The organism is Actinomadura sp. J1-007 (genome assembly GCF_009793335.1).
GTDB lineage: Bacteria > Actinomycetota > Actinomycetes > Streptosporangiales > Streptosporangiaceae > Spirillospora > Spirillospora yumaensis.
This window is the reverse complement of the sequence record NZ_WING01000002.1, coordinates 856,338-879,251: the sequence shown is the minus strand read 5'-3', so window position 1 is coordinate 879,251 and position 22,914 is coordinate 856,338. Positions and strand designations below refer to the sequence as shown.

Genomic DNA, 22,914 nt, shown 5'->3' with positions numbered 1-22,914 from the left:
GGGCGGGTCAGCGGGGGAGGCCGAGGACGCGTTCGGCGATGATGTTGCGCTGCACCTGGTTGGTGCCGCGGGCGATGCGGCGGCCCCGGCTCTCCAGCATGACCCGCTGGAACGCGTCGATCCGGTAGCCGTCCCCCTCGGGGCGGACCAGGCCGGCCGGGCCCTGCGCGTCCAGCGCGAGGGCGCCGAAGTCGCAGTGGTGCTCCGACCAGTTGATCTTGTCGATGGCGAGCAGCGCGGCGGCGTCCCCGCCCGCCCGCAGTTCGTCGGCCGCCCGGCGGCCGGTGCACCGCATGAGCAGGACCCGGACGTACGCCTCGGCGAGGGCGCGGCGGACGCCGGGATCGGCGAGGCGGCCCTGCGAGCGGAGGCGTCCGAGCAGCGCGTCGAACTCGCGGCGGTAGCCGAAGTACTGGCTGGTGATCTCCCCGGCCCGTTCGGCGCCGAGGGTCGTCATCGCCACCCGCCAGCCGTTGTTCAGGCCGCCGATCACGTTGTCCAGCGGCGCGCACGCCCCGTCGATGAACTCCTCGCAGAAGCCGTGCCCGCCGGTGATCTGCCGGATCGGCCGCACGTCCACGCCGTCGCCGTCCAGCGGCAGCAGGACGTACGACAGGCCCTGGTGGCGGGGCGCGTCGGGGTCGGTGCGGCACAGGACGAACATCATGTTCGCGAGGCGGCCGTACGAGGTCCAGATCTTGTGGCCGGTGATCCGGACGGTGCCGCCCTCGACCACGCCGCGGGTGCGCAGCCTGGCCAGGTCCGAGCCGGTCTCCGGCTCGGAGAACCCCTGGCAGTAGACGTCGCGGCCGGACAGGATGCGCGGCAGGAGGCGGTCCTTCTGCTCGGGGGTGCCGTGCGCGAGGATCGCCGGGGCGACGAGCGTCTCGCTCATCCCGAGGCGGGGCCGCTCGACCCCGGCGCGGGCGAACTCCTCGTTCACCGCGATCACCTCCGTCTCCGACAGCGCCCGGCCGCCGTACCGCTCCGGCCACGACAGGCACAGCCAGCGGCCGTCGCGCAGGGCGTCCAGCCAGCGCCGGTCGTGCTCGTCCGGCGTGTGGTCGTGCGGGACGTGGGCGCCGCGCGCGGGCACGGCGGCGTCGCGGTGCGCGGCGATCCAGGCGCGGGCCTCGGCGCGGAGCGCGGCGGTGCTCATCGTTCGTCCTCCCCGAATCCGGCGCGGGCGGCCAGCGCGTCCAGGTGGCGGCCGGTCTCGCCGAACAGGAGCTGTCCGGACTTCGCGCGCTTGTAGTGCAGGTGCAGCTCGTGCTCCCAGGAGAAGCCGAGCGCGCCGTGGATCTGGATCGCCTCGCAGGCCGCCGCGAAGTACACCTCCGGGCAGTGCGCCTTGACGAGCGCGGCGAGTTCCGGGACCTCGTCCGCTCCCCCGGGCTCCGCGGCGGCCGCGGCAGCCGCGGCGGCATAGCGGACGGCGGAGCGGGCGGGCTCGACGGCGCGCAGCATGTCGGCGCACAGGTGCTTGACCGCCTGGAACGACCCGATCGGCCGCCCGTACTGCTCGCGCGTCCTCGCGTGCTCCACGCTGAGGTCCAGGCAGCGCTGCGCCCCGCCGACCTGCTCGGCGCCGAGCGCGACCAGCGCGAGGTCGAGTGCGCGGGCCAGCCCTGCGGCGGCCCCGGCGGCGACGGGCCGTCCCGGCGTGCCGCGGAACTCCAGGCGCGCCATCGGCCGGGTCAGGTCGAGCGCGGGCAGCGTCGTGCGCTCGGCGCGCGCGGCGTCCGCCTCGTAGACGGCGGTCCGGCCGTCCGGGCCGCGCGCGGTGACGAGGACCGCGTCGGCGATGTGGCCGTCCAGGACGTACGACGCCCAGCCGGTGAGGCTCCCGGACGCGGAGGCCGTCACGTCGCCGTACCCGCCGCCCCAGCGGGACGGGTCGTCGCCGAGCGCGACGGCCGTGATCGTCTCGCCGGCCGCGATCGCCGCGAGCCGTTCGCCCGCCGGGCCGTGCGCGTACGTACCGTGCGCGTACGTGCCGTGCGCCTCCGGGCGGGCGGTCTCCAGCAGGAGCAGCGGGGCGAGGACGGCGGTGGAGAACGACGGGACGCAGGGCAGCACCCGGCCCAGCTCCTCCTGGACGACGGCCAGTTCGGGCATGCCGAGCCCCGCGCCTCCGTGCTCCTCGGGGACGAGCAGGCCGGGCAGCCCGAGCTTGACGGTCAGCGAGGCCCACAGGTCGGGGTCGGTGCCGTCCGGGGTCTCCATCGCCGCGAGCACGGCGGGCGGCGGGCTGGACGCGGCGAGCAGGTCCCGCAGGGCCTCGCGCAGCGCCGCGCGTTCGCCGGTGACCGCGAGGTTCATCGGCCTTCTCCTTCCGTGCCGGGCGCGGGCGCCGCGCCGGCCGCGTCCGCGATCCTGCGGGCGTCGCGTTCGGGTTGACGAACGGGAGCGCGGCGAGCGCCCCGACGAGCATGATCACGCCGGTGGCGAGGAACCCGTGGCCGTACCCCTCGGCCTTGGTCGCGGCCGAGCCGACGAACGAGCCGAGCATGATCGGGGCCAGCACGCCGCCCATGCTGTAGACCGCGACGAACGCGCCGAGCGCCGTGCCGCGCTGGGCGCGCGGGACCACGTCCGACAGCGCGGACACGACCACGCCCCACGCGGCGGTGTTGAGCGAGAACGCCAGCGTCAGCACCGCCATCTGGAGCGGTCCCTTGCCGATCTGGGTGAACAGGACCATGCACGCCCCGGCCGCCGCGATGAGGCCGCCCGACAGCAGGCCGCGCGCGATCCGGCTGGACACGCCGCGGCGGACCAGCCGCCCCGAGTACCAGCCGACCGCGAGGGTGAGCGCGACCGCCGCCCCGTACGGCAGGGTGACCAGGAGGCTCGCGGTGCCGGACCGGTAGCCGAGGCCCTCCTTGAGGTAGAGCGGCAGCCAGCTCACCTTCAGCGTCGTGCTCATGTACGAGCAGAACGACATCGCCATCAGGCCGAGCACGGTCCCGGACGTGAAGATCATGCGGTACGGCACGCGGGCGGGCAGCGTCACCGCCGCCGCGGTCGCCTCGCCCGTCCCGGGCGCCCCCTCCGGGCCCTCCCCGCCGAGCGTCAGCCACAGCACCAGCCACAGCAGGCCGACGGCCGCGAGGACGAGGAACGCGGTGTGCCAGGAGTAGGCGTCGATCAGCCGGCTCAGCGTGGGGGCGGCGATCAGCGGGCCGAGCGACGCGCCGGTGATGACGACCGAGCTCGGCAGGCCGCGCTCGCGCGCCGGGAACCAGGTGTGCACGATCCGGTTGGCGAGGGCGGGCGCGGGGCCCTCGGCGAAGCCGAGCGTGGCGCGGCACGCGATGAGCACGACCAGGCCGACGCTCCCGGCGAGCGGCACCAGGCTGAGGCACCACAGCAGCATGAGCCCGGCGACGAGCCAGCGGGCGCGGATCCGGTCGCTGAGCCCGCCGACGGTGATCGCGCCGACCGCGAACAGCCAGAAGAAGCTGCTCTGGACGAGCCCGAACTCCTGCTCGCCGAGGCCGAGGTCGCGTTTGATCTCGACGCCCGCGAGCCCGGTGACGGCCTTGTCCGCGAAGTTGATCAGCATGAAGAGCAGGAACAGGACGGTGACCGTCCAGCCGCGCCTGCGCGTCGCCCGGACGTCGCGGCGGGCGCCGGGGCCGCGCGCCGGGGCGGCCTGGCTTTCCAGTGCCATGGGGCCTCCGAGGGGGTGGGGGTGAGGACCGGGGCGGGGGGCGGAGCGGGATCTACGCGGGGGCGCCGGGCTCGGGAGTGCCCAGCTCGGCGAGGACGGCGTCGTGGTGCTCGCCCAGGGCGGGGACGTGGTCGTTCGCGGCGGGACGTCCGTAGCGGGCCGACCGGTAGGGCAGCCCGGGGATCTCGTAGCCGGTGCCGTCGGCGGCGGTCGCGGTGACGAAGACGCCGGACGCGACGACGTCGGGGGCGTTCCTGACCTGGCCGTAGCCGCGGACGGCGCCCGCGACGATCCCGGCGCCGGCGAGCGCGGCCACGGCGCGGTCGGAGGTCAGGCGGCCGAACGCCTCGGACAGCGCGGCCAGCAGCGCCGGGCGGTTCGCGACGCGGGCGGGGTTGTCGGCGAAGCGGGGGTCGGCGGCCATCTCCGGCCGCCCGATCAGCTCGCACAGCGCGGCGAACTTCTCCTGGGTGTAGGCCGAGATGACGATGCCCCCGTCGGAGGTCGCGACGACGTCGGCGGCGGGCGCGGCGGTCGGCTGGCCGTTGCCCTTGCGAACCGGCTCGGCGCCGGTGATGCCGTACTCGCCCCAGTTGACCATCTGCATGTGGACGGCGACGTCCAGCAGCGACACCTCGATCTCGTCGCCCTCGCCGGTGCGGTGCCTGCGCAGCAGCGCGGCGAGGACCGCCTGCGCGACGACCAGGGACGTCGCGTGGTCGACGACGGGGAACCCGACGCGCTGCGGCTCGCCGCCGCCCTCGCCGGTGACCGTCATGATCCCGCTCTCGGCCTGCGCGGCGATGTCCAGGCCGGGCCGGGCGCGGGACGGGCCGTCCAGCCCGAAGCCGGAGACGGTGAGGTAGACGATGCCGGGGTTGACCGCGCGGACGTCGGCGGGCCCGAGCCCGAACCCGGCGAGCACGCCGGGCCGCAGGTTCTGCGTGACGACGTCGGCGGACGCGGCGAGCCGCAGCGCGGTCGCGCGGCCGGCCGGGTCCCGCAGGTCGAGCACCACGGCGCGCTTGCCGCGGTTGTAGCCGCGCATGATCGCCTCGCCGTAGGCGCCGATCGAGCGGGCCTGGTCGCCCGCCGGCGGTTCCACCTTGACCACGTCCGCGCCGAGGTCGGCGAGGGTCTGGGTGCCGCCGGGCACGGCGATGTACTGGCCGAAGTCGACGACCCTGATCCCTTCGAGGGGCGCGCTCACGCCGGTCACCGCCCCTCGAAGCGCGGGGCGCGCTTGGCGAGGAACGCGGCGGCGGCCTCGCGGGCGTCGGCGCTGTGCGCGCACCGGACCATCCGGTCGGCCTCCGACCTGAGGTAGTCGCCGAGCGGCAGGGCCTGCGCGTCGAGCAGGTCGCGCTTGGCGTCGGCGACGGCGAGCGGCGCCTTGGCGGCGAGCCGTCCGGCGATCCCGGCGGCGTGCGCGGCGAGGCCGCCCGCCGGGACGACGCCGTGGACGAGCCCGGCCGCCGCGGCGGCGTCCGCGCGCATCCTCCCGGGCAGCAGGAGCAGCTCGCGGGCGCGGGCGGGGCCGACCGCGCGGGTCAGGAACCACGCCATCCCGAGGTCGCCGGGCAGCGCGGCGTCCACGAACGCGGTGTTGAGCACGGCGGTGTCGGCGGCGTACCGCAGGTCGCAGGCCATCGCGAGCGACAGCCCGGCGCCCGCGCACGCGCCCGGGATCGCGGCGACGACCGGCTTCGGCATCTCGTGCAGCAGCACGGCGGCGCGGGTGCCCGCGATCAGCCGGGTCCGGTCGCCGTCCGCCGACGTTCCGGTCAGGGCGCGGGTCTCGGGGGCGCCCGCGAGGTCGGCGCCGACGCAGAACGCTCCGCCCGCCCCGGTGAGCACGGCGGCCCGGACGGCGCCGTCGCCCGCGGCGGCCTCGACCGCGTCGGCGAGGGCGCGCGACAGCTCGCGGGACAGGGCGTTGCGGCGCTCGGGTCGGTTCAGGGTGATCGTGGCGACGCCGCCGGCCACCTCGTACAGCACGGTCTCGGGCAAGGACGTGACCTCCTTCTGCGTGGTCACCAGGCTCGCGACGCGCGCCGCCCCCGGCCAGCAGGATCTGGCACAGCCGAACCCTCAATATGCTGTGACGACTCACAGAAACGGAGGGCGCGTGACCGAGCGCTACGCCGACGTCGTCCGGCGGCTGGAACCCCGGGTGCCCGCGCTGGCGCGCGCCGTGGTCGCGGGCTACGCCGAGGAGTCCCCGCTGTACGGCGGCCGGATCCCGCTCCAGTTGCAGACGGTCATGGCGAGCACGTGCCGGATGGCGCTGCGGCTGATGCTCGGCTCGCTGCTCGGCCAGGACCCGCCGGACGCCGACCTGCGGCTGATCCGCGAGCGCGCCCGCGAGCGCGCGGCCGAGGAGCTGCCGTTCCAGGAGTACGTGCGGGCGTTCCACGGCTGCCTCTACCTGCTGTGGGACGAGCTGGGCCGCGCCCTCGCCGGCGATCCGGGCGCGCTCGGGCCCGCGATGCGCCGCGCCCACGGCGTCTACGACTCGATCCAGGAGGCGGGCGCCGCCGGGTACGACGAGCACGCCCGCACCGCCGCCGTCGAGTACGACCGCAGCGGCGCCCGCGCCGTCTCCGCCCTCCTCGCCGGCGACCCGTCCCGCGTCGTCGCCCACTTCCAGGGCGAGGTGCCCGCCGTCCTCACCCTGGTCGTGCTCGAACTCCCCCCGTCCGGCGGCGCGGAGCCGGCCACCCGGCGCGTCGCGGCGCACCGGCGGGCGCGGCGCATCCTGGACGAGCTGGAGCGGCTCTACGGGGACGCGCCGCCCGCCGACCTGCGCTCGTCCGGCGGGGTGCTGCTGCTCACCGGCACGGTCGACCTCGCCGTGCTCGCGGCGCGGGTCGAGAGCGCGGCGGGCGGCCCCGTCACGCTCGCCGCCGAGACGGTCCGCTCGCCCGCGGACGCGCCGGAGGCGGCGTCGGCGGCGCGCCGCGTCCTCGGGATCGTGCGCGGGACGGGCCGCCCGCCCGGACCGTACCGGCTGGAGGACGTGGCGCTGGACTACCACCTCGGCGCCGACTCGCCCGCCGCGCCGGTCCTGCTCGGCGCGATGGCGCCGCTGCGCGGGCGCGGCGAGCTGTGGGACACGCTGCTCGCCTACTTCGCGCACGACTTCGACCGCCGCCGCGCCGCCCGCGCGCTCGCCGTCCACCCGAACACCGTCGACAACCGGCTGGCCCGCGTCCACGCGCTGACCGGCGTGGACGTGACCACGGCGGACGGGCTGCTGACGGCCGCCGTGGCCGTCGCCCACCGCAGGCGCTCCGCGGCCCCCTGACCGGTCCCGGGCCACCCGCCTCAGGCGTCAGACGGCGCCCGCGGGCCCCGTCCGGTGCGTGACGAGGTTCGCCGGGGCGAGCCGTTCGGCGAGGGCGCGGGGGGCGTCCGCCAGGGACGGGCCGTACCAGGTGAGGAGGCGGCCGTCGACGAGCGCGGCGGGGACGCCCGGGAACGCCTCGGGGCCGTCGTCGGCGGTGAACCGGTACGGCTCGTCCGGCAGCACGACCAGGTCGGCGCCGGACGCGTTCAGCTCGGGCAGCGGGATCTTCGGGTAGCGCTCCGCGTGGCCGGAGTACACGTTGGCGACGCCGAGCCGCGCCAGCACGTCCCCGGCGAACGTGTCGCGGCCGACGACCATCCAGGGCCGCCGCCAGACCGGGATGACGGCGGCGCGGCGGCGCGCGGGCGGCCCGACCGCCGCCCAGGCCCGCTCCGCCTCGTCCAGCCACGGCGGGGGCGGGACGCGGCACGCCTCGGCGAGCATCCGGCGCAGCGACTCCAGGGCCCCGTCCACGGTGCGGACGTCGGTCATCCAGACGGGGACGCCCGCCGCCCGCAGCGCCTCGACGTCCGGCGCGCGGTTCTCCTCGGCGTTGCCGAGGACGACGTCCGGGCGCAGCGCGGCGACGCGTTCGAGGTCGGGGTTCTTCGTGCCGCGCACCCGCGGGACGTCGAGCCCCTCCGGGTGCGTGCACCAGTCGGTCGCCCCGGCGAGCAGGCCGGGCGCGGACGCCGCGACGGTCTCGGTCAGCGACGGGACGAGCGAGACGACGCGGCGCACCCGTTCCGGGACCGGGACGGGCGCGCCGGTGTCGTCGCGGGGGACGGGCGTCACACGTTCCGCCGGTACTGCCCGCCGACCTCGAAGAACGCGTCGGTGATCTGCTGGAGGCTGCACACCCGGGCCGCGTCCATCAGCACCGCGAACACGTTCTCGCCGGAACGGGCGGCGTCCTTGAGCGCGGCGAGCGCGCCGAGCGCCTCCTCGCGGTGGGCGGCCTGGAAGGCGCGCACCCGGTCGAGCTGCGAGCGCTTCTCTCCCTCGGTCGCGCGGGCCAGCTCGATCGCCCCGCCCGCCTCCGCGCCGTCCTCCGGCCCGCGGAACGTGTTGACGCCGATGATCGGCAGCGACCCGTCGTGCTTGCGCCGCTCGTACAGCATCGACTCGTCCTGGATGCGGCCGCGCTGGTAGCCGGTCTCCATCGCGCCGAGCACGCCGCCGCGCTCGCTGATCCGGTCGAACTCGGTGAGCACCGCCTCCTCGACCAGGTCGGTCAGCTCGTCGATGACGAACGAGCCCTGGAGCGGGTTCTCGTTCATCGCCAGGCCCCACTCCCGGTTGATGATCATCTGGATGGCCAGGGCGCGGCGCACCGACGCGGCCGTCGGGGTGGTGACCGCCTCGTCGTAGGCGTTGGTGTGCAGGCTGTTGCAGTTGTCGTAGATCGCGATGAGCGCCTGGAGCGTCGTGCGGATGTCGTTGAAGTGCATCTCCTGGGCGTGCAGCGACCGGCCCGACGTCTGCACGTGGTACTTCAGCTTCTGGCTGCGCTCGTTCGCGCCGTACCGGTCGCGCATCGCGACGGCCCAGATCCGGCGGGCGACGCGGCCGAGCACGCTGTACTCGGGGTCCATCCCGTTGGAGAAGAAGAACGACAGGTTGGGCGCGAAGTCGTCCACGTCCATCCCGCGCGCGAGGTACGACTCGACGTAGGTGAACCCGTTGGCGAGCGTGAACGCGAGCTGGCTGATCGGGTTCGCCCCGGCCTCGGCGATGTGGTAGCCGGAGATCGAGACCGAGTAGAAGTTGCGGACCCCGTTGTCGATGAACCACTGCTGGATGTCGCCCATCATCCGCAGCGAGAACTCGGTGGAGAAGATGCAGGTGTTCTGGCCCTGGTCCTCCTTGAGGATGTCGGCCTGCACGGTGCCGCGCACGGTCGCCAGCACCCGCGCCCTGATCCGCGCCGCCTCCGCGCCGTCCGGCTCGCGGCCGTGCTCCTCGCGGAACGCGTCCAGGCCCTGGTCGATCGCGGTGTTGAGGAAGTACGCCAGGATCGTCGGCGCGGGCCCGTTGATCGTCATCGACACCGAGGTCGTGGGCGCGGCGAGGTCGAACCCGTCGTAGAGCGCCTTCATGTCGTCCAGCGTCGCGATGGACACGCCGGACGTGCCGACCTTGCCGTACACGTCGGGCCGCTCGTCGGGGTCGCGGCCGTACAGCGTGACCGAGTCGAACGCGGTGGACAGCCGCGTCGCGGGCTGCCCCTCGGCGAGCAGCTTGAAGCGCCGGTTGGTGCGGAACGGGTCGCCCTCCCCCGCGAACATGCGCGCGGGGTCCTCGTTGTCGCGCTTGAACGGGAACACCCCGCCGGTGAACGGGAACCGCCCCGGGAGGTTCTCGGCCCGCAGGAAGCGCAGCAGCTCGCCGTGGTCGGTGTAGCGGGGCAGCGCGACGCGCGGGATCCGGCTGCCCGACAGCGACTCGCGCGTCAGGGCCGTCCGCAGCTCCCTGTCGCGGACGCGCACGACCTGCTCGTCCCCGGAGTACGCCTCGACGACGGCGGGCCATTCCGCGATGAGCTCGGCGTTCGCCGGGTCCACGTCGCGGCGCGCCTTGTCGAGCAGGTCCCCGACCTCGCGCGCGGCGGCGTCCGACAGCTCGGCGCGGACCTCGTCCAGCCGCTGGACGCGCCGTACGGCCTCGGCCTGCTTCGCGGTCTCGGCGTGGTAGCCGCGCACGGTCGCGGCGATGTCGGACAGGTACCGCACGCGCGCGGGCGGGACGACCTGCGCCGCGCCCGTGGACACCTTGGTCCGCGCCTCGGGCAGCGTGCCCGGCTCCAGCGGCAGGCCGTGCTCGCGGAGGATCCCGGCGAGGTGCTGGTAGAGCGCGGTGACGCCGTCGTCGTCGAACGTCGCGGCGCTCGTCCCGAACACCGGCATGTCCTCGGGCCGCGCCCCGAACGCCTCGCGGTTGCGGAGGAGCTGCCGCGACACGTCCCGCAGCGCGTCCTCCGCCCCGCGCCGCTCGAACTTGTTGATCGCGACGACGTCCGCGAAGTCCAGCATGTCGATCTTCTCCAGCTGGGACGCGGCGCCGAACTCGGGCGTCATCACGTACAGCGAGGCGTCCGCCAGCGGGACGATCGCGGCGTCGCCCTGCCCGATCCCGGGCGTCTCCAGGATCACCAGGTCGTACCCGGCTGCCTTGCAGGCGGCGACGATGTCCTCGATGTGCTCGGGCAGCTCGCGGGCGCCGCGGGTGGCGAGCGACCGGAAGTAGACGTGGTCGCCGTCCAGGGCGTTCATGCGGATGCGGTCGCCGAGCAGCGCACCGCCGCCGCGCCGCCGCGTCGGGTCGACGGCGAGGACCGCGACGCGCAGCTTGTCCTGCTGGTCCACGCGCAGCCGCCGGACCAGCTCGTCGGTGAGCGACGACTTGCCCGACCCGCCGGTGCCGGTGATGCCGAGGACCGGCACCCGGCGCGCGGCGGCGGCCCCGGCGAGGGCCGCGCGGTCGGCCTCCGGCAGCCTCCCGGCCTGGAGCGCGGTGATCGTGCGGGCGAGGGCCCGGCGCTCCCCGGCGAGGACGGCCTCGGAGGGCGCGGGCTCGGCGGCGAGGTCCACGTCGCACTCGCGGACCAGCTCGTTGATCATGCCGGGGAGGCCGAGCCGCTGGCCGTCCTCCGGCGAGAAGATCCGCACGTTCGCCGCCGCGAGCCGGGCGATCTCCTCGTGCACGATCACGCCGCCGCCCCCGCCGAACACGCGCACGTGCTCGGCCCCGGCCTCCTTCAGGCTGCGCGCGAGGAACTCGAAGTACTCCACGTGGCCGCCCTGGTAGGAGCTGATCGCCACGCCGTGGGCGTCCTCCTCCAGCACCGCGTCCACGACCTCGCGCACGGACCGGTCGTGCCCCAGGTGGACGACCTCCGCGCCCTGGGACTGGAGGATCCGGCGCATGATGTTGATGGCCGCGTCGTGCCCGTCGAACAGCGCCGCCGCGGTCACGAACCGCACCGGGTGCTCCGGCGCGTGCAGCGGCGTCTCCCCCGGGCGTTCCGAGCTCGTCACGGGCGACCTCCGAAAAGACTCTTGGACATCCAATATTTGGAAGCTAAAGTAATTGCCGTGCGCGACCAGGTCAAGGGCCCCCAGTACGGTGGGGCCGTGCCCAGCCCCGACCCCCGCGATCCCATCGCCGAGGCGCGCCGCCAGTGGAGCGCCCGGTGGCCCGAGCACGCCGACCACATGGCCGCCGTGACCTCGGTGATGCGCGCCCAGCAGCTCCTGCTCAGCCGGGTCGAGGCCGTGCTCAAGCCGTACGGGCTCACGTTCGCCGCCTACGAGGCCCTGCGGCTGCTCGCGTTCGCCCGGACCGGCACGCTGCCGATGGGCAAGATGGGCGTGCGCCTCATGGTGCACCCCGCCTCGGTCACCAACGTGATCGGCCGCCTGGAGCAGCGCGGCCTGGTCGGCCGCGCCCCCTCCCCCGACGACCGCCGCGTCGTCCTCGCCTCCATCACCCCGGCGGGCCGCGAGCTGGCCGAGGAGGCGACGGCCGCCCTGCACGACGCCGACTTCGGCCTGCCCGGCCTCACCCGCTCCGAGGCCGCCGAGATCACCGGCGTCCTGCGCACCGTCCGCCACTCCGCCGGGGACCTCTGACCCCTGGGTCAGAGGTGGCGGCCGAACAGGGACTCCGGGGGCGGGAGCGCGCCGCCGCCGCGGTCGTCGAGCGCGGCGCGGGCGCGCGCCGCCCCGTCCGGCAGGAACGGCTCCAGCCGGACGGCCAACCCGCGGCACACCCCGATGAGCGTCGCCAGCGCCTCGTCGAGGTCGCGGCCCGCGCCCCGCCGCCCGGCCAGGTCCCAGGGCCGGACGCGCTCGATGTGGCGGTTGGCCTCCACGACCACGTTCCACAACGCGCCGGTCGCCGCCCGGAAGTCGGCGTCATGGAGCGCCGCCGCGACCGACTCGTCCACGCCCGCGAAGAACGGCGCGGCGTCGCCGTCCGCCGGGACGCGGCCGTCCCGGTGCCGGTGGACGAGCGTCACCACGCGCTTGACGAGGTTGCCGATGCCGTGGGCCAGCTCCCGGTCGGCGCGGGCGGCCAGGCGTCCGGCGGTGAAGTCGGTCTCGCCGACGCGCGCCACGTCGCGCAGCAGCCACCACCGCACCGCGTCCGTGCCGTACGCGCGGACCAGCTCCACCGGGTCGACCGCGGGACCGCCCGACTTGCTGATCTTGCGGCCGTCCACCGTCAGGTGGTCGTGGACGAGCACGTCGGTCGGCGGCGCCTCGCCCGCCGACAGCAGGATCGCCGGCCAGTGCACGGCGTGGAACCGCAGCACGTCCTTGCCCACCACGTGGACGCGCCGCCCGGCGTCCGTCCACCAGCGGCCGCGGTCGTCGCCGAGCGCGGTCAGGTAGTTGGCGAGGGCGTCCCACCACACGTACACCACCTGCCCGGGATCGCCGGGGACGGGGATCCCCCACCCGCGCGCCCGCGCCGCCGGGCGCGACACCGAGAAGTCCTCCAGCCCGCCGGCCACGAGGCCGAGGACCTCGCGGCGCCGTTCGGCGGGCTCGATCCTGAGCGCGCCGCTCGCGATCAGGTCGTGCAGCCGGCCGGTATGGCGGGAGAGCCGGAAGAACCAGTTCTCCTCCGAGACCCGTTCCAGCTCTGTGCCGTGCTCGGCGCAGCGCCCGCCCTTGGCGTGGAACGCCTCGCAGCCGACGCAGTACAGGCCCTCGTACCGCCGCCGGTACAGGTCGTGCGCGCACGCGCGCCACAGCCGCTCGACCCCGGCGCGGTGGCGCGGCTCGCTGGTGCGGACCACGTCGTCGGCCGAGACCGACAGGGGACCGTGCAGGTCCAGGAACGCCCGCGCGTTGCGGTCGACGAAGTCGCGCACCGGGACGCCGGCGGCCTCGGCCGCGAGGACGTTCTTCAGGGAGTTCTCGTCGGTGCCGGTCTGGAGCCTGACCGGCCCGCGTCCCGCGAGCCGGGCGTGCCGCGCGAGGACGTCGGCCTGCACCAGTTCCAGCGCGAACCCGAGGTGGGGACGGGCGTTGACGTACGGGATGGTCGTCGTCAGATAGGTCGGCGAGTCGTTCCCGGCGATGCCGGTCGGATCGGTCGTCATCGGAACCTCCGCTCCCCGGGGCTCCGGCACGGGCCCCGTCGTCAGGGCCTCGTGGACATGCGGCGTCAGCGACCCGGCGGGCCGCCCATCACCGCGAATCCGTTCATGCGGACGACCGTAGCAACGGGGAGCACGCCGCCTCCACCGGTTTTCCGTGCGATTCCCGGCAGGTGTCCGCAAGCCGTCTAAAGGATTTTGCCGATCCTTTTCCCAACATCCCCGAGTCAAAGCCGGGAAACGGAGATTTCGCGATGCAAGATCACCCCATTCGGCCAACGAGGGAGGGAACTTGTCTCGTTCACGAAATGTCGCGCTCGCCCTGACCGCGGTCATCGCCGCGACCGCGTTCACGGCGCTCGCGCCGGGCGCCGCGAGCGCGGCCCCGGGCACGGACCTGAGTCCGGGCGAGGGCTACGCAGGGTCGGGCGGCGCCGCCGGCCAAGGACGGCGTCCAGCGCACACCACCCGCATCCCGGCGGGCCACCTGGGCGGGCTCGACGTCAGCAGCTGGCAGGGCAACGTCGACTGGAAGAGGGCGCGCGGCCTCGGAGCCCGCTTCGCGGTGGTGAAGGCCACCGAGAGCACCGGCTACAAGAACCCGTATTTCGCCCAGCAGTACCGCGGCTCCCGCAGGGCCGGGCTGATCCGGGGCGCGTACCATTTCGCCCTGCCCAACAAGTCGTCCGGAAAGGTGCAGGCCGACCATTTCCTGGCCAATGGCGGAAAGTGGAGGCCCGACGGGCGGACGCTTCCCGGCGCGCTCGACATCGAGAACAACCCGTACCGGAACGGCCTGAACCGCTGCTTCGGCCTCTCCGCCAGGTCCATGGTCAAGTGGATCGGCGGCTTCACCGCCCGCTACCGCGCCCGGACGGGACGCCGCCCGCTCATCTACACCAACTACCACTGGTGGAAGGACTGCACCGGCGACACGAAGGCGTTCAGATCGCATCCGCTCTGGATGGCGCGGTGGCGCACCGACCTGCCGAGCCCGCTGCCGGGCGGCTGGAGGAAGGCCACCATCTGGCAGTACGACGACGCGGGCCGTTTCGTCGGCGACCAGAACGCCTACAAGGGCACCCCGAAAAGCCTCACCGCGTTCGCCACCCACCCCACCCGCTGATCCCCAGCACCGCGCAGCATGGCAATCGCTCGTGCGCCTGGGTCTTGGGTGGCGGGAAGACCTATCGCGTCGAGCATGTCCTCAGGCGTCCGGACGGCACGGTCGCCGCGGAGGTGAGTCACGTGAGCGGCCTCATCGACCTGGAGTCGCGCCGCCTCGTCGCCGACCCCGCGCGGCGCTGGCGCGAGCGGGTCTTGCGGCCCGGTCTTCTGGGGTTCGCGTCTTGAGGTGCGGGGGCCGAGACGGGGTGGGTTTGCGGGTCCGGCTCGGCGTCACCGCGCGGACGGGACTCGGCGCCCCGCCGCGGGGCTTGGCCGCGCGGCGGGGCGGGGGGCGGGTCAGTGCTCGGCGACCCAGGCGGCGATCATGTCGGCCACCTGGGGGCGGCTGTCGAGGACGTAGTGGCCGTCCTTGACGAACTCCAGCCGCTTGTCCTCGGCCGCGATCGCGCCGAAGACCGCGCGGGCGTCGCTGTCGTACACGCACTCGTCCGCCGTGGCGTGGATGACCAGCGACGGGACGGTGATGCGCGCCAGGTGCGGCGCGGCGATGCACTGGGACGTGCGCAGGCTCCACATCGACAGCCACGTGCGCAGCGTGCACAGCGCCCCGATGCCGAAGACGCCGTAGTTGGCCTTGGCGGGCTCGCCCTGGTAGCACCAGTTCGGCCTGCGGTCGGAGGGCTCGATCGTCGGGTCGATCATCCGCAGGTCCGCCCACGTCCGGTTGAGGGTGAAGACCCGGTCGCGGGCGCGCGTGCCCTTGAGCGCGTCGAGCCGTTCGAGCGCCCAGTCGGTGATGCGTTCGTTGCGCGCGCGCTGTGCTGCGCGGTAGCGGGCCTGGAACTCGGGGCTGTAGGGCGGGCCGTGCTCCGGGTTGAACGGGTCGAGGTCCGGGTCGACCGAGAGCACGTCGTTCTCGTCGGTGACGGACGGGTCCATCCAGGCGGTGAGCACCTCGGGACGGCCCGAGTGCGCGGCGAGCGCCACGTACAGGTCGGCGGCGGGCAGGTCCTCGATCGCGGCGACGGGGCGCATCCCGGCGACCGGCGTGACGTTCGGCTCGACGGCCTGGGACTGGTAGGCCGACATGAGCGAGCCCCCGCCGGAGTTGCCCAGAAGGACCACGCGCTCGACCCCGGCGTGCTCCTTCAGCCAGCGGACGCCGACGCCGATCTCGGCGAGCGCGTGGTCGAGCAGGAAGTACGCCTCCGCGCCGCGGAAGCGGGTGTTCCAGCCGAGGAAGCCGTAGCCGCGGGCGGCGAGGTGCTCGGCGAGGTAGTGCTCGGAGAAGTCGATGTTGTAGTGGGCGGCGATGAACGCCGTCTTCGGCGGGTTCCCCGCCGGGCGGTGGTAGACGCCCTGGCACGGGTGGCCGCCCGCGCCGGCCCTGCCGATCAGGGGCGACGGCAGCCCCACGAACTCCCTGACGACCTCGGTCATCGCGGCCTCCTCAGTCTCTGCGACGGGCGCACGCCGGCCCTGGACGGCCCCTCGACGGTACGCCGACCGAATCCGGTTCGCTTCGCAGGCTAGCGTAAATCAGAAACTGAGTTTAGATTCAGTTATAGCGATCCGACTGGGAGGTACGGCATGGCGTGGAGCAACCGGGAGTTCGAGCTCGGCGGGGTGAACCACCTCGCCCTGGTCTGCTCGGACATGAAGCGCACGGTGGAGTTCTACACCGGGGTGCTGGGGATGCGCCTGGTGAAGACGATCGACCTGCCGGACGGCGGGCAGCACTTCTTCCTCGACATGGGCGGCGGCAACCTGCTGGCGTTCTTCTGGTTCCCGGAGGCGCCCGACGCCGTCCCCGGCCTGACGACCGCGCAGACCTCGCCCGGCATCGGCGAGTTCACCACGGCGGTCGGCACGATGAACCACGTCGCGATCAGCGTCCCCGAGGAGCGGTTCCTGGAGTACCGGGCGAAGCTGAAGGCCAAGGGCGTCAAGGTCGCGCCGGTGATCGACCACGACGACAGCCCCCTCGGGTACGCGACCGAGTTCCACGACAAGGTCTACATCCGGTCCTTCTACTTCCAGGACCCCGATGGCATCCTGCTGGAGTTCGCCTGCTGGCGCCGCGAGCTCGCGCAGCCGGAGGACCTCGGGGTCGAACCGCGCACGGCGGCCGACCGTCGCGTCGCGAAGGTGTGATCGATTGCTGTCCCTGACGCACGTCCTGGAGTGGCGCGCCTCCGTCACCCGCGACCACGCCGCGCTCGGCGACCACCGCGGCGCCGTGCTGACCTTCGGCGAGCTGGCCGCGGCGGCGGAGCGCGCCGCCGCCGGGTACGCCGCCGCGGGCGTCCGCGAGGGCGACGTGGTCCCGATCGTCGCGCGCAACTCGGTCCGGTGGGCGGTGGCGTTCTTCGGGCTGATCCGCGCGGGCGCCCTGCCCGCCGCGGTCAACTGGCGGCTCGCCGCGCCCGAGCTGGGCGGCCTGCTGGACCTCGCCCGGCCCGCGGCGGTCGTCACCGACGAGGCGTGCGCCCCGCTGGTCGAGGCCGCCCTGTCCGCGAGCGCGGCCGGAGCCGCTGCCAGGGACGCGGGCGCGCCGGGAGCCGCGGGCGCTGCCGGGGACGCGGGCGTGACGGTCCTGCGGCTGGAGGACGAGCCCGCCGCCGGTCCCCCGCCCGAACGGCCCGTCGCGCGGCTGCGCGGCCCCGAGCCCGCCCTGCTGCTGCACACGAGCGGCACGACCGGGCGGCCCAAGCTGGTGCCGGTCACGCACGAGCAGCTCATCGGCGCGGTGACGTTCCTCAAGCTGGAGGTGCCCGAGGCGGTGCCGGGCGCGCGGCACCTGAGCGCGCTGCCGCTGTTCCACGTCGCCGGGCTCGCCAACCTCGTCTACACCGTGTTCACGGGCGGGCATCTGCACGTGCTCGGCGGGTTCGACACGGCCGCGTTCGTGGACGAGCTCGCCGCCCGCCGGATCCAGCTCACCCAGCTCGTCCCGACGCTGATCCGCGCGGTCACCGAGGAGGTGCGGAGCCGCGCCACGCCGCCCGACCTCGGCGACCTGGTCGAGGTCGTGTACGGGGCGTCGCCGATCGACCCGGCCCTGCTCGGGCTCGCGGTGGAGACGCTCGGCTGCCGGTTCCGGCAGAACTACGCCTCGACCGAGACCGGGCCGCTCCCGGTCACGACGCTGCCGCCCGAGGACCACGACCCGGCGCGCGGGCTGCTCGGCACGGCGGGGCGGCCCTCGCTCGGCTGGGAGGTCAGGCTCGGCGAGTTCGGGGAGGTCCAGGTGCGGGGCGCCGCCCCGTTCCTCGGCTACTGGAACGACCCGGACGCGACCCGCGAGGTGATGACCGGCGACGGCTTCTACCGCACCGGCGACATCGGGACGATCGGCGCCGGCGGCCACCTCACGATCGTCGACCGGCTCAAGGACATGATCGTGACCGGCGGGGAGAACGTGTACCCGGCGGAGGTCGAGTCCGTCCTCGCCGCGCACCCGGGCGTACGGGAGGCGGCGGTGTTCGGCGTCCCGGACGAGCGGTGGGGCGAGACCGTCCACGCGGCCGTCGTCCGCGCGGGCGAGTCGCCGGACGCCGGGCCGCTGGACGCCCCGTCGCTGACGGCGTGGGCGCGCGAGCGGCTGGCGGGGTTCAAGTGCCCGACGGGGATCACGTTCGTCCCCGAGCTGCCCCGCAACGCGACCGGGAAGATCGTGAAAACGGCCCTGCGGGAGCGGCACTGGGCCGGGCGGGGCCGCCGGGTGTCGTAGCCTGGTCGTCCGTCATGAAGAAGCACACGATCGTCAAGTCGCGCCCGAGCGGCGGCGCCGACCGCCCGGCCAAGTCGACCCGCAAGGGGCGGGAGACCGACCGGGCGTTCCGGGACGCGGCCCGCGCGGTGTTCGCCCGCGAGGGCTACTTCAACGCCAAGATCAGCGACATCGCGGCCGAGGCGGGCAAGTCGGTCGCCTCCTTCTACAACTACTACGAGACCAAGGCCGACCTGCTGATCGCCCTGGCCGAGGAGTTCCACGAGGAGGCGACCGAGCTCGCCGTGCTGCCGTTCCGGCGCGGCCTGTCGCCCGAGGACGCGCTGCGCGAGTCGGTGGCGGCGTTCTGGCGCACCTACGCGCGGCGGCGCGGGGAGCTGATCGGCGTGTTCCAGGCGTCGATGCTGGAGGAGCAGTTCCGCGACCGGTGGCTGGCGATCCGCGCCGAGGCCATCGAACGCATCGCGGGCGAGGTGCGGCGCGCCCAGCGGCACGGCTACTGCCCCGGCCTCGACCCCGTCCTCACCGCCTCCGCGCTGTCGGCGATGCTGGAGCACTTCTGCTACATCTGGCAGGCGCAGGGCGGCGAGCGCACCGAGACCGAGTTCGACGACGAGCGCGCCGTCGACACGCTCGCCACGATCTGGGTCAAGTCGATCTACTGGCGCGGCGACCCGCCCGAGCAGACCTGACGCCGCGCTCCCCCTCCCGCCCGTACCGCCGGGTCGCGGCGCTCCCGCGTGCCGCCGCGCCCCGCCCCCGCGCGACCGCTCGGCGCATCGGCCGGCCTCCGGCTCTGACGGAACGATCCAGCGATCAAATATGCTGCGGGCCACATCCGTTATGTCGCAAGGAGGCGGTGATGGCGGATTCGCCGACGATGACGTACGGCGGCTACCTGCGGCTGGACGACCTGCTGTCCTGCCAGCGGCCCCGCACCGGGGCGCACGACGAGCTGCTGTTCGTGATCATCCATCAGGTGTACGAGCTGTGGTTCAAGCAGCTCCTGCACGAGGCCGACCTGCTCCAGCGGCGGCTGGAGGAGGGCAACAGCGCCGGGTCGCTGCACACCGCCCGCCGGATCGCCAAGATCCTCAAGACCGTGGTGGGGCAGCTCGACGTCCTGGAGACGATGACGCCGCGCCAGTTCGCGTCGTTCCGGGACGAGCTCGGCACCTCCAGCGGGTTCCAGTCCGCGCAGTTCCGCGAGCTGGAGGCGGTGCTCGGACGGCGCTCGTTCCCGGCCTCGGACCTGCGCGAGGACGAGCGGCTGCGCGCCGCCGTCCGCCGCCGGTCGCTGTACGGCTCGCTGCTGGTCTACCTCGCCGGGCTCGGCCACCCGGTCCCCGCCGCCGCGCTGGAGCGCGACCCGTCCGCCCCGCAGGGCCCCGACCCGGAGGTGCAGCGGGCGCTGCTGCACGTCTACGCCGACGAGAACGGGCCCGCCGTCGAGGTGTGCGAGGCGCTCGTGGACGTGGACGAGGGCGTCCAGGAGTGGCGGTACCGGCACGTCAAGATGGTCGAGCGCACGATCGGCGCCAAGCTCGGCACCGGCGGGTCCGCCGGGGCGGACTACCTGCGCTCCACCCTGTTCACCCCGGCCTTCCCCGACCTGTGGGAGGTCCGCTCGGAGATCGAGGAGGGCGGCCCCGATGGCCGGTGACGGGACGCGGGCCGGCGACGGGGCGCGCGGCGAGCGGGTCGCGATCGTCGGCGCGGGCCTCGCGGGCTGCCTGCTCGCGGTGCTGCTCGGCCGGCGCGGGATCGGGGTGACGGTGTACGAGCGGCGGCCCGACCCGCGCGTCGCCGGGGCCGAGCGGGGCCGTTCGATCAACCTGGCGATCTCGGCGCGCGGGCTCGCGGCGCTGGAGCAGGTCGGCCTACGCGACCAGGCGCTCAAGCGGGCGCTGCCCATGCACGGGCGGATGGTGCACCCGCTCGGCGGCGCGCGCAACTTCCAGCCGTACAGCGCCGACGGCGAGCGCGCCATCAACTCCATCAGCCGCGCCGAGCTGAACGGCGCGCTGCTCGACACGGCCGAGGCCACGCCCGGCGTGACGCTGCGCTTCTCGCAGCGCGTCACCGGCGTGGACCCGGCCGCCGGCACGATCACCCTGCTGGAGAACGCCCCCGACGCGAACGGCGAGCCCGGCGCGGAGGCCCCGGACGGCGACCAGGGGCGGACCGTCACCGAACGCGCCGACGTCGTCCTCGCGGGCGACGGCGCCTACAGCGCCATCCGGCGGTCGCTCGGCCTCGACGGCGACACCGACTTCCTGGAGCACGGCTACAAGGAGCTGACCGTCCCGCCGCGCGACGGCGACTTCGCCCTGGACCCCGACGCGCTGCACATCTGGCCGCGCGGCTCCGCCATGATGATCGCGCTGCCGAACCTGGACCGCTCGTTCACCTGCACGCTGTTCTGGCCGAAGGAGGACTTCGCGGCGCTCGACACGCCCGCGAAGGTGACCGCGTTCTTCGCCGAGCGCTATCCGGACGTCGCGGGGCTCATGCCGGACCTCACCGAGGACTTCGCGCGCAACCCGGTCGGCTCGCTCGTCACCGTCCGCGCGTGGCCCTGGACGCGGTACGGCGACGGCGCGATCGTGGCGCTGCTCGGGGACGCCGCGCACGCGATCGTGCCGTTCTTCGGGCAGGGCGCCAACTGCGCGTTCGAGGACTGCGTCGAGATCGACCGCTGCCTGACCGAGACCGGCGGCCGGTGGGAGCGGGCGCTGTCGCTCTACCAGGAGCGCCGCAAGGCCAACACCGACGCGATCGCCGAGATGGCCCTCGACAACTTCGTGGAGATGCGCGACCGGGTCTCCTCGCCCGTCTACCGGACGGTCAAGGCCGCGCAGCACGCGCTGGAACGCCGGCTCGCCGGACGGTACGTGTCGCGGTACGAGCTGGTGTCGTTCTCCACGCTCCCGTACGCCGAGATCCCCGCCCGGCTGAGGCGCCAGAACGCGGCACTGGCGGCCGCCCTGGCGGCGGCCGCACTGACCGCCGCGGGCCTCGCCCGAACCCTGCGAAACCGCACCCGCCGCCCCGTACCTAGCCTCCCGCGGACGCCTCCCGCGGCGACCGGCGCCCGCTACCGCCCGTGCCGCCGCCCATGCGACCCGCGGGCGGCGTGCGCACCCTGCCCATCACGACCCGCGTGCCCACGGTGACCGCCGTCGGCCGCGTGCGCCCCCTTGCCGTCACTGGCCCCGTGCGCCCCCTTGCCGTCACTGGCCCCGTGCGCCCCCTTGCCGCCGTCGGCCGCGTGCGCCCCCTTGCCGCCGCTGGCCCCGTGCGCCCCCTTGCCGCCGCCGGCCGCGTGCGCCCCCTTGCCGCCGCCGGCCGCGTGCGCGCCGTTGCCGCCGCTGCCGGTGCGGTCGGCGTGCGCGCCTCGGCCGTCGCGCGCCTCGTGTCCGCCCTTGCCGCCGCGGGACGCGCGGGAGGCGTTGCCGGTGGTCAGGTCGTAGATGGCGGCGGCGAGGGCGGCCAGGACGAACGCCAGGATCACGATGAGGCCGTGGCGGAACGCCGTCGCCCAGTCGCCGTGCGTTCCGGCGACGGTCGCGAAGAACACCGCGCCGACGGCGGCGATGCCGACGGCCGTGCCGACCCGCTGGCCGGTCTGGAGGACCCCGGCCGCGCTGCCGCCCTCGGCGGAGGGCACCTCGGACAGCGTGATCGTCTGGTTGGGCGAGATGACCAGGCCGCTGCCGAGCCCGGCGAGCAGGAGCGGCGCCGCCGTCGCCCACGCGACCCCGGAGCCGGGCTCCAACTCGACCGCCGTCCAGGCGGCGCCGAGGCCGACCGCCACGAGCGCCAGGCCGATCGCGACGAGCGGGCGGCCGTAACGCGCCACGATCCGTCCGCCGACGGCCGCGGCGACGCCCGACCCGACCGCGAACGGCGTGATGGAGAGGCCGGCGGCGAGCGCGCTGTAGTGCAGCCCGTTCTGGAGGTAGAGGGTGAAGATGAAGAAGACCGCGGTGAACCCGGCGAAGTAGAGCAGCGCGATCGCGGCCCCGAGGGCGTACGACCGCTTCCGGAACAGCGCGAGGTTGACCAGCGGCGCCTTCGCGCGCCGCTCCCAGGCCACGAACAGCGCGAGCAGCGCCGCGCCGAAGAGGACCAGGAGCCATTTGGCCCAGCCGTGCCACTGCTGCTCCTGGACGAACGGCAGCATGACGCTCACCACGCCGGCGCCGAGCAGCAGCACGCCGAGCGGGTCGAGCCCCTGCTTCTCGCCGTACACCGGCGCGGGCAGCAGCCGCCACGCGAGCAGCAGGGCGAGGATGCCGACGGGGATGTTGACGTAGAAGACCCAGCGCCAGCCCTCGTCGGGCCCGGCGAGCGCGATCAGCCCGCCGCCGAGCAGCGGGCCGGCGGCCGTCGCGATGCCGATGGTGGCGCCGAGCGCGCCGAACGCCTTGCCGCGTTCGGCGCCCTGGAAGAGCTGCTGGATGAGACCGGCGACCTGCGGGTTGAGCACGCCGCCCGCGACGCCCTGGACGAGCCGCGCGCCGATCAGGAACCCGATCGTCGGCGACAGCCCCGCCGCGGCGCTCGCGAGCGTGAACAGCGCGAGGCCCGCCATGAACACCGCGCGGCGGCTGCGGGCGTCGCCGAGCCGCCCGGACGGCACCAGCACGAGCCCGAACGTCAGCGCGTACCCGGACAGGATCCACTGGAGGCCCGCCTCTGAGGCGTGCAGGCCCTCCCGGATCGAGGGCAGCGCCACGTTGACGATGCTGACGTCCAGCAGGGTCATGAACGCGGCGACCAGGCAGACCGACACGGCCTGCCAGCGGCGGCGGCCGGTGAGCGCCTCGCCGCCGCGGCCGGACGCCGGGTCGGCCTCGGAGCGCATGTGGCTGGTCTTCTCCGCCTGATCGCCGGTCAAACACCCCGCGCCCCGG

General features: G+C 74.7%; 17 protein-coding genes and 1 pseudogene. 8 read left to right on the top strand and 10 right to left on the bottom strand.

Annotated features, from left to right (window positions below; genetic code table 11):
- Positions 1-7 precede the first annotated feature (7 nt).
- The 5 genes and pseudogenes from GEV43_RS52210 to GEV43_RS37975 form a co-directional block, all read right to left on the bottom strand.
- A complete protein-coding gene (locus GEV43_RS52210; protein ID WP_241684195.1) occupies positions 8-1,159 on the bottom strand; it encodes an acyl-CoA dehydrogenase family protein in 1,152 nt (383 codons plus the stop codon).
- On the bottom strand, positions 1,156-2,322 hold the full coding sequence (locus GEV43_RS52205; protein ID WP_241684194.1) for an acyl-CoA dehydrogenase family protein: 1,167 nt from the start codon (positions 2,320-2,322) through the stop codon (positions 1,156-1,158). Before GEV43_RS52205 ends, GEV43_RS52210 begins: the two co-directional genes overlap by 4 nt.
- Before the next feature lie 253 nt (positions 2,323-2,575).
- Positions 2,576-3,568, bottom strand: a pseudogene (locus tag GEV43_RS56685) (MFS transporter); the annotation flags it as partial.
- A 160-nt stretch (positions 3,569-3,728) separates the two neighbouring features.
- Positions 3,729-4,886, bottom strand: a complete 1,158-nt coding sequence (locus tag GEV43_RS37980; protein WP_206681570.1) for a CaiB/BaiF CoA-transferase family protein — start codon at positions 4,884-4,886, stop codon at positions 3,729-3,731.
- Positions 4,887-4,891: 5 nt separating this feature from the next.
- The gene (locus tag GEV43_RS37975) at positions 4,892-5,713 is read right to left on the bottom strand and encodes an enoyl-CoA hydratase-related protein (protein WP_309240149.1); all 822 of its coding nucleotides are present in this window, start codon (positions 5,711-5,713) and stop codon (positions 4,892-4,894) included.
- Between the two features lie 91 nt (positions 5,714-5,804).
- On the opposite strand from GEV43_RS37975, the gene GEV43_RS55490 reads away from it, so the two are divergent.
- Positions 5,805-6,983 (top strand): helix-turn-helix domain-containing protein, encoded by a 1,179-nt coding sequence (locus GEV43_RS55490; RefSeq protein ID WP_160825521.1) that lies wholly within the window; start codon positions 5,805-5,807, stop codon positions 6,981-6,983.
- 27 nt (positions 6,984-7,010) lie between these two features.
- Here the strand turns inward: GEV43_RS55490 and GEV43_RS37965 are convergent, their stop codons facing one another.
- Positions 7,011-7,820, bottom strand: a complete 810-nt coding sequence (locus GEV43_RS37965; RefSeq protein ID WP_309240148.1) for a helical backbone metal receptor — start codon at positions 7,818-7,820, stop codon at positions 7,011-7,013.
- Complete coding sequence (icmF, locus tag GEV43_RS37960; protein WP_309240147.1) at positions 7,817-11,062, bottom strand: fused isobutyryl-CoA mutase/GTPase IcmF; 3,246 nt, start codon at positions 11,060-11,062, stop codon at positions 7,817-7,819. The genes GEV43_RS37965 and icmF overlap by 4 nt, the downstream gene beginning before the upstream one ends.
- Before the next feature lie 57 nt (positions 11,063-11,119).
- Between icmF and GEV43_RS37955 the strand changes: the two genes are divergently transcribed.
- Entirely contained in the window at positions 11,120-11,656 is a 537-nt protein-coding gene (locus GEV43_RS37955; protein WP_309240146.1) for a MarR family transcriptional regulator, read from the top strand.
- 8 nt (positions 11,657-11,664) lie between these two features.
- Here the strand turns inward: GEV43_RS37955 and GEV43_RS37950 are convergent, their stop codons facing one another.
- Positions 11,665-13,137, bottom strand: a complete 1,473-nt coding sequence (locus GEV43_RS37950; RefSeq protein WP_160825520.1) for a methionine--tRNA ligase — start codon at positions 13,135-13,137, stop codon at positions 11,665-11,667.
- Between the two features lie 289 nt (positions 13,138-13,426).
- On the opposite strand from GEV43_RS37950, the gene GEV43_RS37945 reads away from it, so the two are divergent.
- The gene (locus GEV43_RS37945) at positions 13,427-14,260 is read left to right on the top strand and encodes a lysozyme (protein ID WP_160825519.1); all 834 of its coding nucleotides are present in this window, start codon (positions 13,427-13,429) and stop codon (positions 14,258-14,260) included.
- A gap of 338 nt (positions 14,261-14,598) precedes the next feature.
- Here GEV43_RS37945 and GEV43_RS37940 read toward each other — a convergent pair whose 3' ends face one another.
- Positions 14,599-15,702, bottom strand: coding sequence for an alpha/beta hydrolase (locus tag GEV43_RS37940; RefSeq protein ID WP_160825518.1), 1,104 nt, complete (start codon positions 15,700-15,702; stop codon positions 14,599-14,601).
- A 150-nt stretch (positions 15,703-15,852) separates the two neighbouring features.
- Between GEV43_RS37940 and GEV43_RS37935 the strand changes: the two genes are divergently transcribed.
- The 5 genes from GEV43_RS37935 (at position 15,853) to GEV43_RS37915 (ending at position 21,171) form a co-directional block, all read left to right on the top strand.
- The gene (locus GEV43_RS37935; RefSeq protein WP_160825517.1) at positions 15,853-16,416 is read left to right on the top strand and encodes a VOC family protein; all 564 of its coding nucleotides are present in this window, start codon (positions 15,853-15,855) and stop codon (positions 16,414-16,416) included.
- A gap of 4 nt (positions 16,417-16,420) precedes the next feature.
- Positions 16,421-17,995, top strand: coding sequence for a class I adenylate-forming enzyme family protein (locus GEV43_RS37930; protein ID WP_160825516.1), 1,575 nt, complete (start codon positions 16,421-16,423; stop codon positions 17,993-17,995).
- Between the two features lie 14 nt (positions 17,996-18,009).
- Positions 18,010-18,687, top strand: a complete 678-nt coding sequence (locus GEV43_RS37925) for a TetR/AcrR family transcriptional regulator (protein WP_160825515.1) — start codon at positions 18,010-18,012, stop codon at positions 18,685-18,687.
- A 170-nt stretch (positions 18,688-18,857) separates the two neighbouring features.
- Positions 18,858-19,658 carry a tryptophan 2,3-dioxygenase gene (locus tag GEV43_RS37920; RefSeq protein WP_160825514.1) on the top strand — a complete coding sequence of 267 codons (801 nt, stop codon included), beginning with the start codon at positions 18,858-18,860 and terminating at the stop codon, positions 19,656-19,658.
- The gene (locus GEV43_RS37915) at positions 19,648-21,171 is read left to right on the top strand and encodes an NAD(P)/FAD-dependent oxidoreductase (RefSeq protein ID WP_160825513.1); all 1,524 of its coding nucleotides are present in this window, start codon (positions 19,648-19,650) and stop codon (positions 21,169-21,171) included. The genes GEV43_RS37920 and GEV43_RS37915 overlap by 11 nt, the downstream gene beginning before the upstream one ends.
- Here GEV43_RS37915 and GEV43_RS37910 read toward each other — a convergent pair.
- The gene (locus GEV43_RS37910; protein WP_241684190.1) at positions 21,093-22,898 is read right to left on the bottom strand and encodes an MFS transporter; all 1,806 of its coding nucleotides are present in this window, start codon (positions 22,896-22,898) and stop codon (positions 21,093-21,095) included. The two genes, GEV43_RS37915 and GEV43_RS37910, sit on opposite strands and share 79 nt — an antisense overlap.
- Positions 22,899-22,914 lie beyond the last annotated feature (16 nt).